Consider the following 13,110-nt stretch of genomic DNA (forward strand, 5'->3'; position numbering starts at 1 on the left):
AAATTTCTGCTTTATGAATTATATTTAATTGAATTAAGGATATTAACAGAACGCACGCCGATTTTCCCCCAATAAATTGTGGGAAATTATTCTTTGCATACGATTTTAATGTTACCTAAAAACTGTACGCAATATTCCAGGAAAAACCTATGTTGAATTTAGAGGAACTGCGCCCGAAACCAGGTACAATCATCGGTTGAATATCCTCTTGGGTAGAGGAAAAAAGTAAGTAGCGCGGCTGAACATTGACATCGATGTAAAAAGATGATTCAAAAAGCTGGACACGTCCTCCTACTACACCTTCAAGCCAGTATGAACTTTGCGAAGAAGCCGGAAAAGACGCGGAAGTATCACTGCCACCAAATCCGCGGACTGGTACCGCGTAATATTCCTGACTGTAAAACGAAGCCGCAGCTTTAGCACCGCCATAAAAACCGTTCAAAGCATTGTCACGGTCCTGGGCAAGCATATAGAAACCGCCCAACTTTAAAAATGGTCCGTTCGCAACTGCGTCGTAGCCATTTTTTTGATAAATATTCTTTTCGAAACCCACGTCAGCAACCGCATGAATATTCCGCGAAACCCTTGATGAAATGAATCCCTGAAAGAGTTTGCGGTCACCGAATGCAGCCAAACTGCCGTTCAGCACATCAATACCAACCATAAAATTGGGTTCATATTTCCATTTGGCAACCAATGTGTCCTGCACTTGCTGAGCCGATGAAAAAACCCAAAGCAAACTAAAAAAGAAGGAAAAAATGAGTTTTCGATTCATCTGTGATGTTCGTTTGGTTCTGTTCGGTACCTATTATTTCGTTCGCCACTTCAGTCTGCGCATTCACATTTTCGTACACGCGTTTGATTCCGCACGCGGGTGACACGTATTCGGATTTGGTGGTATATTCAAACTTTATTTGAGAATTCACTGTAGCCCGGGAAAGGCCTGCATATATCGTCGTGGAACTGGCATCATCCACACGAAGCGGAATCAGCACGGAGTCGGTTTTCACTGTCGCCGCAATCACCGAAACCGGCCCGTTGCCGTAATCAACATTGACGAAAAGCGAATCGAGCGTCCGGAGTTTCCCTGAAGATTTTGTTTTGAATTTAAGCTTCATGCGCGGCGTCGCTTCACCACTGAGGCAGATATCATCGTCGCTGCCGCAAGAGAACAGCGAAAACATCAGAACCGAAATCAGCAGGAAACGCAGCATTTTCATAGACCAAATTTAAGCTAAATCTTTACTAAAAGCGCGATATTTTCCACATGATGCGTTTGCGGGAACATGTCAACCGGCAAAATCTTCACCAGACGGTAATGATCTTTCATCAACGCCATGTCGCGGGCCTGTGTAGCGGAGTTGCAGCTCACATAAACAATTTTTTCAGGCGCCAGGTTGAGAATCTGCTCCACCACTTTCTGGTGCATACCGTCGCGCGGCGGGTCTGTGATCAGCACGTCGGCTTTCGGATGATTCGCGAGGAATTCATCATTGAAAATATCTTTCATGTCACCGCAGTAGAACGTGCAGTTATCAAGCCCATTCAGTTTTGCGTGCTCTTTCGCCGCATTGATGGCCTCCTGCACAGACTCTATGCCGATTACCTGTTTGGCTTTCTTAGCGACATACTGCGCGATAGTTCCGGTGCCAGTATAAAGATCGTACACCACTTCATCGCCTTTCAAATCGGCAAAATCGAGAGTTTTACGGTAAAGTTCGAGCGCCTGTTTATAATTGGTCTGGAAAAACGATTTCGGACCGATTTTAAATTGAAGCCCATCCATTTCTTCCATTAAAAAACCCTCGCCAAAGTACGTAACGACGTGCTGATCGTAGATTGAATCGTTTTGTTTTGAATTGATGCAGTAAACCAGAGTTTTGATTTGCGGGAATTCTTTAAGCAAAAAATCGAACAGTTTTACGCGGTCTTCCTGCTGATCGCGGAAAAGCTGAAACAGGACCATCCATTCACCTTTAGAATTTTGTCTAAGCATCAGCGTGCGCAGAAAGCCGGTCTGTTCTTTCACGTCGAAAAACTCAAGACCGTTTGCCACCGCATACTGGTTCACCGCAAGGCGGATGTAGTTGCTCGGGTCTTCCTGCAGCCAGCACTCCTTCAAATCTAAGATCTTACTCCACATCCCCGGAATGTGAAATCCGAGCGCGTTCCGGTTGCCAAAATTTTCTTCCGAACTTATTTCGTATTGGGTCAGCCAGCGAGCATTTGAGAAAGAAAATTCCATTTTATTGCGGTAAAAATACTGTTCACTGCTGCCGAGAATAGGCAAAGTTTCAAAATCTTCAAAACCGCCGATTCTTTTGATATGATTGTACACCTCGTCCTGCTTGATGTAGAGTTGTTTTTCGTAAGACAGATTCTGCCATTTGCAGCCGCCACAAACGCCGAAATGCACGCATCGCGGCTCGACACGGTGCGGAGATTTTTCGACAATCTCTATGGCTTCTGCCTCGAAGTACTTTGATTTTGATTTTTTTACCCGAGCGTTTACCGTATCACCGGGCACTGCGCCGGTTACCAGTACCGTTTTTCCTTCCTCCGTTCTGCCGATGGCAACGCCTTTGGCGCCGGCACCATGCATTTTGATGTTCTCGATTACTATGTTTTTTTTGTTTTTCCGCATCTAATAATAAAATGAGCACAAAAGTAAGGCTTTAAAATAAAAGGCTCTGTTTTTCATAAAAAGTATTTTTTAACCACGGAGGTACAAAGTTTTCAGAGAGGGCGCGGTCTCTATGAACTTTCTTATTTAGTTTAAAATTGTTCTTTGTCGCTGTGTGGTTTTAAAATTTTTACCACCGAGACACAGGGTTTCACAGAGGGCGAGGGATTTTTTTTTACTAATGTTTTTATGTTTAAGCCTGCGGAATCAATCGGTCGCGTTTCAGCAGATAATAAAGCCCGGCAAAACAGCCGCTTACAAGAAACCCGAGCGTCCAAAGATATCGCGACTGCAAATTATTTCTAAACACATCAATGATCAAAACAATAACCGTCACAAAACTGCACATAACCGCTAAATAAGTAAGGAAACTGCCGAAAGAAGCAGGTATGTTAAATGGAGTAACATCGAAAGTAATTGTAATAAAGGTAAAAACGAAGCCGTAAACCGCCATGGGAATAAGAATGTTTTTGGAAATAAGTAGTGGTGCATCCATAATCAAATTTAAAGATAAAAAAACCTGCTACAATTAGCAGGTTAACTTTGAATGAAATTCATTTGTTATTTCGATCCGGGCAGATCATCAGGTGAAGATGGTGAAATGAATTCGTTTTCTAACTGAATTTGGGGTTCCTGAACCCTCGGCGCCTGCAGACCTGTAAGTTTATCAAGTGCTGTAATCAAATCCGGATCTCCCAAATTGAAGAAAAAGCGGCTCGCGATCTTGCCGTTTTTGTCAATTAAGATGAAAGAAGGCATCTTGAAGCCATAAATTCCGTAATCTTTCGCCACGTCAGACTGCAGACCGTTTTCACCATACACATTATTGGCTGTGATTCCGCTCAGCATTGCTTTGCTGGTCTTTGCGAACTGGTCTTTGGTATCATCCAGATTTATGAATGTAAAATCAAGTTTAGATTTATAGAAATTCGCCACTTCACGCAGGACAGGCACAGTACCTTCCGCGATGTAAGGATTCCATGATGCGTAGAACATCACAAGCGTCGGCTTAGCTTTCGCGTCAGACAGTTTAAAAGCACTTCCGTCCGCTTTTACCAATTTTGGCGCAGGCGCAGCTTCACCGATCTTCGGACCGGAGATTACGAACTGAATTTTCTCAAGGTCTTTCTTTATTGCCGAATCTTTGATTTTATCTTTGATGATCGTGGAGATTTTAGCGGCGTTTTCCGGGGTAACGCCCGGCGCAATATCGCTGCTGCTGAGGACGTACGCAAGCAGATAATCCTTCGTAAGTTGGTCTGTATCTTTTTGCGTATCTAAAAATTTCGCAAACAGTTCCGACGAAAGCGCCGTACCGTTTCCGCTGTTTTTCTCAGCAAATTTCTGGAAATCAGGGCTCATTCTGGACAACAGATAATTTCTGTAAAGCGGCTGACTTTCGAGCATACGCTTGTGGTCTTTCGCAAATGTAGCTTCAGCATCGCGGAAAGCTTTGGAAGCCTTGTAAGATGGGTTTTGCGTCGCCTGCGGATGGCTGCTTTCATATTGCGTCATTAGTCCGAGTACGCTCGCATTCAGCTCATCCTTTTTCCACTGCTTCACCTCCGAATCAGCTAAAGTCTGCTTTGCAGCGGCATCGATTTGCTGGTCAAGGTCAGCGTGAATTTTCTTCACTGAAGTTATGAAATCGGCTTCTTTCTTAGTTACCAGTTCGCCCACATTCAGTTTTGAAGTATAGTTTTGAATGGATTTCTGCACTTCGCGAAGGAAATCGTTATTTTTCTTTGCATCTCCGGTGATCGTGAACTGCTGCGGGAAGTTAGCCGCGGCACCCGAAATATTAAGTTCCTGTCCACCTTTCAGATAGATCATGGCGTTCTTTCCGGCGTAAGTCATCACGTACATACCGTTTTTCGGCGCTTCAAAACTGCCCGAAAAACTTCCTTTGCTGTCAACACCCAGGTTTACCAGGGGCAGCGTGGCGATACCGGAAGCTTCAATAAATTCAATTCTTTCCAAAGGTGAGCCGCCGGCAAAATTTCCTTTTACCTCCACTTTTTTCGAACATGACATCGCGAAGAAAGCCGCGAAGAGCATTAAAAAATATTTGTTCATTCTAAAATATTAAATTTTTATTCCCACAAAAATAAACTTTAATAGCGACCGATAAAAGTTTCGCTGATTTTTTGTCAAAGTTTAACAGCAGTGAGCGTTTTCTTTAATGATATTTTAAATATTTAATTAAAACAATCAGGCTTTACCTGAAACATTTAAATAAAAAAATCCGCCTCCAGATTTTGGAGACGGATTTTAAATTATAATGTAATGTTATCCGCGGTCTAAATGAGCCGACATATACTCGCGGTTCATGCGGGCGATATTTTCAAGTGAAATTCCCTTTGGACATTCAACTTCGCAGGCACCGATGTTCGAGCAGTTTCCGAAACCTTCCTCGTCCATAGCTTTTACCATGTTCAGAACCCTTCTCTTCGCTTCCACACGGCCTTGCGGCAACAGCGCGTACTGAGAAACCTTAGCTCCTACGAAAAGCATTGCAGAACCGTTCTTACATGTTGCCACACAAGCTCCGCAAGAGATACATGCAGCTGCATCCATGGCTTTGTCAGCATCTTCCTTCGGCACCGGAATCGCGTTAGCGTCAAGTGTGTTACCGGAAGTGTTCACGGAAATAAAGCCGCCGGCAGCCATGATACGGTCAAACGCGCTTCTGTCTACCACCAAATCTTTGATTACAGGAAAAGCTGCGCTTCTCCACGGCTCGATGTGGATGGTTTCGCCATCTTTGAACATACGCATATGCAACTGGCACGTCGTGATACCGGTATCGGGTCCGTGCGCACGGCCATTGATGTAAAGCGAGCACATTCCACAGATTCCCTCACGGCAATCGTGGTCAAATGCAATAGGTTCTATCCCTTCGTTGATCAGGTTTTCATTGAGCATATCAAGCATCTCAAGAAAAGAAGAATCGGTAGACACGTCCGAGATCTTATAAGTCTCAAACTGTCCTTTTGATTTATTGTTTTTCTGTCTCCAAATTTTCAGAGTCAGGTTTAATCCTTTTTTTGCACTCATTTTATATTAAATTTTTGGAGATTATTTATAACTTCTTGTTTTCACTTCGATGTTCTCATAGATGAGTTCCTCTTTGTGCAATACCTCCTGATTGATGTCGGCACCCTGATATTCCCAGGCTGCAACATACTTAAAGTTCTCATCGTCTCTTTCGGCTTCACCTTCAGGCGTTGCGTGATCCCAACGGAAATGTCCGCCGCAAGATTCTTCACGTTTCAGCGCATCAATTGCCATCAGCTGACCCAGTTCAAGAAAATCTGCAACACGCAGCGCTTTTTCAAGCTCCATGTTCATTTCATCATTGGTTCCAGGTACCTTCACATCACGCCAGAACTCTGCGCGTACTTCTTCAATCTCTTTGATGGCTTCCTGCAAACCTTCCGGTGTACGGCCCATCCCCACCTTGTTCCACATGATGTGACCTAGTTTTTTGTGGAAATAATCTACAGAATGTTTTCCGTTGTTGTTGATGAAGAAATCGATCTGTTTTCTCACCTCATTTTCTGCCTGCTCAAATTCCGGGCTTGAAGTTGGAATCGCCCCTGTTCGGATGTCTGCAGAAAGATAATCTGCAATGGTATACGGCAACACGAAATAACCGTCTGCCAGACCCTGCATCAGCGCGGAAGCTCCTAGTCTGTTCGCACCGTGATCAGAGAAATTGGCTTCACCCAAGACGAAACATCCCGGAATGGTAGACTGCAAATTATAATCAACCCAAACGCCACCCATCGTGTAATGTACTGCCGGATAAATCTTCATCGGTGTAACGTACGGGTTATCGGCTGTGATCTTCTCGTACATTACGAAAAGGTTACCGTACTTTTCTTCAACCCAGGCCTTACCCAGATCGTAAATCATCTGTTCGGACGGATTGTGGATATTCAGTTCCAGCGCTGCTTCCTTACCTTTCTTCATGATTTCGGTAGAGAAATCCAGATAAACACCTTCTTTTGTGTCATTGTTTTCGATACCAAAACCAGCGTCACATCTTTCTTTGGCGGCTCTGGAAGCTACATCACGCGGAACTAAGTTCCCGAAAGCCGGATATCTTCTTTCCAAATAGTAATCTCTGTCTTCTTCTTTAATGTTTTCCGGACGAAGTTTGCCTTCTCTAATCGCCACTGCATCTTCTATTTTCTTAGGAACCCAGATTCTTCCTGAGTTTCTTAAAGATTCAGACATAAGCGTCAGTTTAGACTGCTGAGTTCCGTGAACCGGTATACAAGTTGGGTGAATCTGTACGTAGCACGGGTTTGCGAAATAGGCTCCTTTTTTATGGATTTTCCATGCTGCAGAAACGTTCGATCCCATCGCATTCGTTGAAAGGAAATAAACATTTCCATAACCGCCGGAAGCGATCACCACGGCGTGGGCCGAATGTCTTTCGATTTCACCGGTTACAAGGTTTCTTGCGATAATGCCACGTGCTTTCCCGTCTACAATTACCAGTTCAAGCATTTCGTGACGGTTGTACATCTTGATACGGCCTTTACCAATCTGGCGGCTCATTGCGGAGTAAGCGCCTAAAAGCAACTGCTGACCTGTCTGTCCTTTGGCGTAGAAAGTTCTTTTAACCTGTACACCACCGAATGAACGGTTATCAAGCTGGCCGCCGTAATCTCTACCAAAAGGCACGCCCTGCGCAACACATTGGTCAATGATATTGGCAGAAACCTCAGCAAGACGGTAAACATTCGCCTCTCTCGCACGGTAGTCACCACCTTTTATGGTATCGTAGAATAAACGGTACGTTGAGTCACCGTCACCCTGATAATTTTTTGCTGCATTGATACCTCCCTGTGCCGCGATAGAGTGCGCACGTCTTGGAGAATCCTGGTAGCAGAACGCTTTTACGTTGTAGCCCTGTTCTGCAAGTGTAGCCGCAGCTGAACCACCTGCCAAACCTGTCCCTACAACAATGATATCAATCTTGTCGCGGTTATTCGGCGCAACAAGATTCATATGATTTTTATGATTTGTCCACTTTTCGGCTAGAGGTCCGTGTGGAATTTTTGCATCTAATTTGCTCATTTGAAGATTTTTAAATTTTAAATACTAAATTTTAAATTAACCTTTAAAACTTAAATTATTGAGTTAGAAAATGAAATAATGCGATGAAGATAAAACCTGCAGGAATAAGGATTGAATACCATTTCCCGAGGGATTTTATAGTCGGTGTGTACTTCGGGTGACGTGCGCCGATAGACTGGAATGACGACTGGAAACCGTGCGCCAGGTGAAGACCAAGAAGTACAAAAGACACCACATAGAAAACCACTCTTACCGGGTTTGCAAATCGCTCGTGAAGTTCGCCCCAATATCTAAGGTTATCAACTTCATTGCGCTCGATGTACTTGAAATTGATCTCATGCCACCAAAAATCGTACATGTGAAGACCAAGGAATGCCAATACTACCAAACCGGAAATGATCATGTTGCGCGACGTCCATGTGGAGTTTGCAGCACCGTTATTTACGGCATATTTTGTAGGTCTTGCGTTACGGTTCCTGATTTCAAGGATGAAACCCATCACAAAGTGAAAGATCACCGCGAAACCCAAAACCGGCTGCATAATAAACTGAATCAGTGGATTGTAACCCATGAAATCTGACGCTGTATTGAACGCATCAGGACCGAAAACTGAAAGAAAATTCACCGTGAGGTGCATAATGAGGAAGATCAGCAAAAACATCGCAGACAATGCCATTGCATACTTTCTACCAATCGTAGAACTCGTTAATCCTGCCATAATAATTGTTTAAATTTGAATTTTCCCAAAGTTAGAAAATTGAGCAGGTATAAGCAGATGAGAAATATCAGAATAGTTTAGTTTGTAATCTTTCTAAATAAGATTTTAAATACTCAAACGTCCTGAAAACAGCTTAGCGCTTCCGCTCAAAATGGTAAGTCCTGTCGCCAATTGTCACCTTTTTCACTTCCGCCGGTAAAATCTTGATGATATAATTCTGCGTTCTGCGGGAGGTGAGATACGGTTCCATCACATATTTCTGCACCTTCTCTCTATCGGCGTTGTTACTCATGATAAAAAGCACGTGTTTTCCAGTCTTTACAGAAATAATGTTTTCCTTTAAATATCTGTGCTCCAAAATTTCATTGATCTGGGAAGATTTATAATTGAGCAAACCGCGCAGCGAAACGAATATCAATAAAAAATAAATCAGCCTTAAACTGTTTTTGATACTGAATTTCACAATGACAAATTTCAACAGATAGACACAGACCAGCGCGACAACCACTTCCGGAAATGACATCGGTATCATCGTATTAAAGGCAAAATCTACTTCAGCGAAATGATGGATTATCTTTAAAGTTACATTTACAAATGCATCAAATACCGCAGCCAGCCAATTAGAATTAACGCCAAAAGCAGCGAGGAACGTCATTAAGAGAGAAAAAACAATCAATATTTGAGAAAACGGAATGATCAGCAGATTAGCAGGCAGCGAAACGAATGAATATTGATGGAAATAATAGATGACAAGCGGTAACGTAGCGACCTGTGCGGCAAAACTTATTGAAACAATATTGACTAAAAAGTTCTGGAAATCATTTTTAGGATTCGGAAGGTATCTCAAAACCGGTTTGTTAAACCAAAATATCCCGAATACGGCCAGAAAACTGAGCTGGAAACCTACATCATAAAGCTGATGCGAGTCATAAATCAATATAATAAAAGCTGCCAACGCCATCGCATGCAGAAAATCGGGTTTCCGCTGAAGCAGGACGTAACAGTAATACGCTGAAATCATGATGCAGCTGCGAACTACTGAACTTCCGTAACCGATAAATATGGCAAAACTCCAGATCAGCACGAGGGAAATAATAATCTTCACATTACGGAAGCGTGGCGGAAAAATTGGATTCAAAACCAGTAAAATTAACCAGAATATTACCGCCATGTGCGAACCCGAAATCGCGAGGATATGCGTAAGTCCGGATTTGCTGAAATCCTGCACCGTGCCCGCGTCCATCTCTGTCCTGTCTGCCAGAATAATCCCTTTCGTGAATTCTCTTGCCCGTTTGCTGTATGCCTGAGCATCAATATTGCGCAAAATTTCCAGCCTTTTTTGCCTGATTTTTTCTGCGAAAGCGAGGTCATCCCGCTCCGCGGCGGCGATCTGATTACTTGCAAATGCGCGAAAAAAAATCTGCTGCCGCGACATGTATTTGGCATAATCAAACTGGAAATCGCTGTAAGGCTTTTCGAGTCGCGAAATATAAAGTTCCGTCTTGTAGTAATGTCGAAAATCGAGTTCAGGCTGTTCTTTTGGAACTGAGAGGACACTTTTAATCTTAACCGAATCCTGCCAAATCTCTATCTCGTAGCGCCTGTTTTTCTCATTCGAGTTTAGCTTCCGTGAAAGCTTAAAAACCGCTTCTGCAGTCCCCAAAACATGCGGAAAATCGGTCTTGTCAGAGTTTGTGGCGTGCGCGAAAATGCCGAGTGTAAAAAAGAGGAAAATGAGCGATGCATGTCTGAGCGTGCGCAGATAGAAGTGATTCAGGAAAAAGCTGGAAAGACTTATGAAACCAATGACCAGAAGTGCATAAACAGTGGCCGCACGAAATTCCGCGAAATCCTGCAGCGCGATCCCGAGACTGAAACTGATACAGAGAATGAGGAGCGGCTGCTTGTGCAAGGGTGTTTTTCAGATAAATTTACTTTAAAATCACCCGCTGCAAACCGTAAAATCACCCATTCACAATAATATCCGCAGCTCTTTCACTCGCACCGCTGCCGCCCAGTTTGTGTCGAAGTTCTGAATATTGTGTCAGCATTCTTTCACGGTTTTCACCGTGCAAAATATTCTCAAGCTCGTGCTTTAATCTGTCCGTCTTCAGTTCTTTCTGAATAAGTTCCGTCACAATCTCGCGATCCATTATCAGGTTAACGAGCGAGATGTATTTAATGTTTTTCACCACGCGCTTCGCGATCTCATAGGAAACCTGGCTGCTGCGGTAACACACGACCTGCGGCACATTAAGCAGCGCCGTTTCCAGCGTCGCCGTACCCGATGTGACGAGTGCCGCAGAGGAACACCTCAACAGATCGTAAGTCTTGTTTGAAACGAAATGCACGTTTTCGTCAACATATCTTTGGTAAAAAGACCGTGGCAAACTAGGCGCGCCCGCAATTACAAACTGATACTCTTTAAAATAAGGCCTCACCGAAAGCATCAGTTCCAGCATCTTCGTCACTTCCTGCTCACGCGAACCCGGCAGTAAGGCGATGATTTCTTTGGAATTTAAACCGTTTTCCATTTTGAACTCATCTGAATCAACCGGAGGAAGATTTGAAATCGCATCTAGCAGCGGGTGGCCCACAAAATGAGCATCCACGCTGTGACCTTTGTAGAAATCTTTCTCAAATGGTAAAATCACGAGCATCTCATCTACGAAAGCGCGGATCTTTTTTACGCGGCCCTCTTTCCAGGCCCAAAGTTGCGGCGAAATATAATACACGACCTTGATTCCGAGACTTTTTGCAAATTCTGCAATCCTTAGATTAAAGCCCGGATAATCTACCAAAATCAACACATCGGGTTTATATGCTTTAAGGTCATCTTTGCAAAACCGGATGTTTTTCAGAATTGTCCGGATGTTTTTCGCCACTTCCAAAAATCCCATGAAAGCGAGATCTTTGTAATGTTTTACGGGTTGAAAACCTGCCACATCCGCCATCAGATCACCGCCCCAAAAGCGGAATTCCGCAGCCAAATCTTTTTGTTTCAAAGATTTCATGAGGTTGGAGGCGTGTAAGTCTCCCGAGGCTTCGCCGGCAATGATGTAGTATTTCAAGTCGCTAAATATTAATTTTTGTACAATCTGTTAAAATAGTTCAGAACGTTTTCCTGACTTACTTTATTCTTAAAATCTTCGGAAAAAAGATCTGTAATCTTCTCATTGATTTTGCTGTAAGCAGTAGAATTTCCGTACTCGTCAAAGAAAAAAGGATATCTCGACTGATCCGGATGTGATTTATCATCAAAGAAATCAGCGCCAAAACAAAGGTGGTTTTCTGCGCCTAATTTCACAGCGTGCTCAATATGTCGGTAAAGATAATCTGGATCTTCAGGATTGATGAAGCTTTTCACCAAATTCAACCCGATCAGTCCGCCACGTCTGACAATTTCCTGCACCAATTCATCGGGCAGATTTCGGTTGTGGTTAAAGACGGCGCGCATATTCGAATGACTTGCGATAACTGGAATATTTAAGTTTTTACCGTCAATGAGATTCAGTATATCGAAGGCTAGTTTGTCGCTGGTATGTGAAAGGTCAACGGCAATTTTTCGGTTATTTAAATATTCAATCAGAAGTTTGCCATCCCCTTTTAAACCTGCTTCCGTGAAATTTCCGCCGCCAAAACGGTTTTCTAAATGATGGGTGAGTCCCACATACATCAGATGTGCGTTGTCATTCAGCAAATCAAAATTCTCGAAAGCCTTATCAATAGGCATATCTTCTTCACAAAGCCCGGAAGCATTTTCAATTGCGGAAATAATTCCAACTTTACCTTGTTGAAGTAGAATATCCGATGGGTCGATTTCGAAAAACTCAGGAAGATTTACTAAATCTTTATATATCTGAAGCTGTCGTTTTGCATAATCAACACTTCCCTTTTCCGTACCGGAATAAAAGGCCATCACCTGCATCGCGACGTTGCCTTCAAGAAGTTTCGGCAGCGAACACCGTATGTCACCATCTATGGCCGCACGATCCTGAATAAGATAGGCGGTAAGATCACAGTGAAGGTCGATGTTTTTATCCAAAAGCAGGGATTTTTAGTTCGCTGGAATTAGCGTATTTTTGTTGTCAAAGATAAATAAAATGTCCGACGGATTTGAAATAAAAAATAAAGTAGCCGACAGCGGTTTGGTGAATTTTGACCTCGAAAAACTGCTGCCAAAAGGAAAAAGAATCGGCATCGATTTAAAGGATTTTTTGTGGGAAGGAATCATTTTAAAAGAGAAAGATTTCCGCGAAAAAGTAGCCGCCATTTCTGCGGAAGAATTCAGCAATAGTTACGTTTACATCTTTAATTCTGCGGAAGCAATTGTTCCCCTGTGGGCTTACTTCCTGCTAACCGCAAAAATTACGGAAAGCGCCCGAAAAATTGTGTACGGCAGCCGTGAAGATCTTGAAATGGTCTTAATGCACGACGCGATTCAGCAGTACGATTTTTCTGAAATGTCTGGTAAAAGAATTTTGGTAAAAGGCTGTTCCGATGAGAACATCCCAGAAAACGCCTACATCGAGTTGGTTGAAAGACTGAAACCAATTGCGAAATCGCTGATGTTCGGCGAAGCCTGTTCGAATGTGCCGATTTTCAAAAATTAAGCACT

General features: G+C 43.2%; 12 protein-coding genes. 1 reads left to right on the forward strand and 11 read right to left on the reverse strand.

Going from position 1 to position 13,110, the window contains the following annotated elements:
- Positions 1-115: 115 nt before the first annotated feature.
- From H9628_RS09905 to H9628_RS09955, 11 genes are all read right to left on the reverse strand, one after another.
- Positions 116-775 (reverse strand): DUF6048 family protein, encoded by a 660-nt coding sequence (locus H9628_RS09905; protein WP_251833992.1) that lies wholly within the window; start codon positions 773-775, stop codon positions 116-118.
- On the reverse strand, positions 741-1,220 hold the full coding sequence (locus tag H9628_RS09910) for a DUF6452 family protein (protein ID WP_251833993.1): 480 nt from the start codon (positions 1,218-1,220) through the stop codon (positions 741-743). The genes H9628_RS09905 and H9628_RS09910 overlap by 35 nt, the downstream gene beginning before the upstream one ends.
- A 14-nt stretch (positions 1,221-1,234) precedes the next feature.
- A complete protein-coding gene (rlmD, locus tag H9628_RS09915) occupies positions 1,235-2,644 on the reverse strand; it encodes a 23S rRNA (uracil(1939)-C(5))-methyltransferase RlmD (protein WP_251833994.1) in 1,410 nt (469 codons plus the stop codon).
- A 232-nt stretch (positions 2,645-2,876) separates the two neighbouring features.
- Positions 2,877-3,179, reverse strand: a complete 303-nt coding sequence (locus H9628_RS09920) for a hypothetical protein (protein WP_251833995.1) — start codon at positions 3,177-3,179, stop codon at positions 2,877-2,879.
- Between the two features lie 65 nt (positions 3,180-3,244).
- Positions 3,245-4,759, reverse strand: a complete 1,515-nt coding sequence (locus H9628_RS09925) for a TlpA family protein disulfide reductase (protein ID WP_251833996.1) — start codon at positions 4,757-4,759, stop codon at positions 3,245-3,247.
- A 213-nt stretch (positions 4,760-4,972) separates the two neighbouring features.
- On the reverse strand, positions 4,973-5,740 hold the full coding sequence (locus H9628_RS09930) for a succinate dehydrogenase/fumarate reductase iron-sulfur subunit (protein WP_251833997.1): 768 nt from the start codon (positions 5,738-5,740) through the stop codon (positions 4,973-4,975).
- A 21-nt stretch (positions 5,741-5,761) separates the two neighbouring features.
- The gene (locus H9628_RS09935; protein ID WP_251833998.1) at positions 5,762-7,774 is read right to left on the reverse strand and encodes a fumarate reductase/succinate dehydrogenase flavoprotein subunit; all 2,013 of its coding nucleotides are present in this window, start codon (positions 7,772-7,774) and stop codon (positions 5,762-5,764) included.
- Positions 7,775-7,829: 55 nt separating this feature from the next.
- Positions 7,830-8,492 carry a succinate dehydrogenase cytochrome b subunit gene (locus tag H9628_RS09940; RefSeq protein WP_251833999.1) on the reverse strand — a complete coding sequence of 221 codons (663 nt, stop codon included), beginning with the start codon at positions 8,490-8,492 and terminating at the stop codon, positions 7,830-7,832.
- Positions 8,493-8,625: 133 nt separating this feature from the next.
- Positions 8,626-10,404, reverse strand: a complete 1,779-nt coding sequence (locus tag H9628_RS09945) for a ComEC/Rec2 family competence protein (protein ID WP_251834000.1) — start codon at positions 10,402-10,404, stop codon at positions 8,626-8,628.
- A gap of 52 nt (positions 10,405-10,456) precedes the next feature.
- Positions 10,457-11,563, reverse strand: a complete 1,107-nt coding sequence (gene lpxB, locus H9628_RS09950; protein WP_251834001.1) for a lipid-A-disaccharide synthase — start codon at positions 11,561-11,563, stop codon at positions 10,457-10,459.
- Positions 11,564-11,574: 11 nt separating this feature from the next.
- A complete protein-coding gene (locus H9628_RS09955; protein WP_251834002.1) occupies positions 11,575-12,537 on the reverse strand; it encodes a dipeptidase in 963 nt (320 codons plus the stop codon).
- A 58-nt stretch (positions 12,538-12,595) separates the two neighbouring features.
- Here H9628_RS09955 and H9628_RS09960 point away from each other — a divergent pair, with 58 nt between their 5' ends.
- Positions 12,596-13,105, forward strand: a complete 510-nt coding sequence (locus H9628_RS09960; protein ID WP_251834003.1) for a DUF2480 family protein — start codon at positions 12,596-12,598, stop codon at positions 13,103-13,105.
- Positions 13,106-13,110: the final 5 nt, after the last annotated feature.

Origin of the sequence: Kaistella pullorum, assembly GCF_014837035.1 — a bacterium.
Taxonomy (GTDB): domain Bacteria; phylum Bacteroidota; class Bacteroidia; order Flavobacteriales; family Weeksellaceae; genus Kaistella; species Kaistella rhinocerotis.

Bases quoted from the DNA above. Each gene is read 5' to 3' on its own strand.
- H9628_RS09960 (WP_251834003.1), top strand. From the start codon at position 12,596: ATGTCCGACGGATTTGAAATAAAAAATAAAGTAGCCGACAGCGGTTTG.
- H9628_RS09940 (WP_251833999.1), bottom strand. From the start codon at position 8,492: ATGGCAGGATTAACGAGTTCTACGATTGGTAGAAAGTATGCAATGGCA.
- H9628_RS09920 (WP_251833995.1), bottom strand. From the start codon at position 3,179: ATGGATGCACCACTACTTATTTCCAAAAACATTCTTATTCCCATGGCG.
- H9628_RS09935 (WP_251833998.1), bottom strand. From the start codon at position 7,774: ATGAGCAAATTAGATGCAAAAATTCCACACGGACCTCTAGCCGAAAAG.
- H9628_RS09925 (WP_251833996.1), bottom strand. From the start codon at position 4,759: ATGAACAAATATTTTTTAATGCTCTTCGCGGCTTTCTTCGCGATGTCA.
- rlmD (WP_251833994.1), bottom strand. From the start codon at position 2,644: ATGCGGAAAAACAAAAAAAACATAGTAATCGAGAACATCAAAATGCAT.
- H9628_RS09905 (WP_251833992.1), bottom strand. From the start codon at position 775: ATGAATCGAAAACTCATTTTTTCCTTCTTTTTTAGTTTGCTTTGGGTT.
- H9628_RS09910 (WP_251833993.1), bottom strand. From the start codon at position 1,220: ATGAAAATGCTGCGTTTCCTGCTGATTTCGGTTCTGATGTTTTCGCTG.
- H9628_RS09930 (WP_251833997.1), bottom strand. From the start codon at position 5,740: ATGAGTGCAAAAAAAGGATTAAACCTGACTCTGAAAATTTGGAGACAG.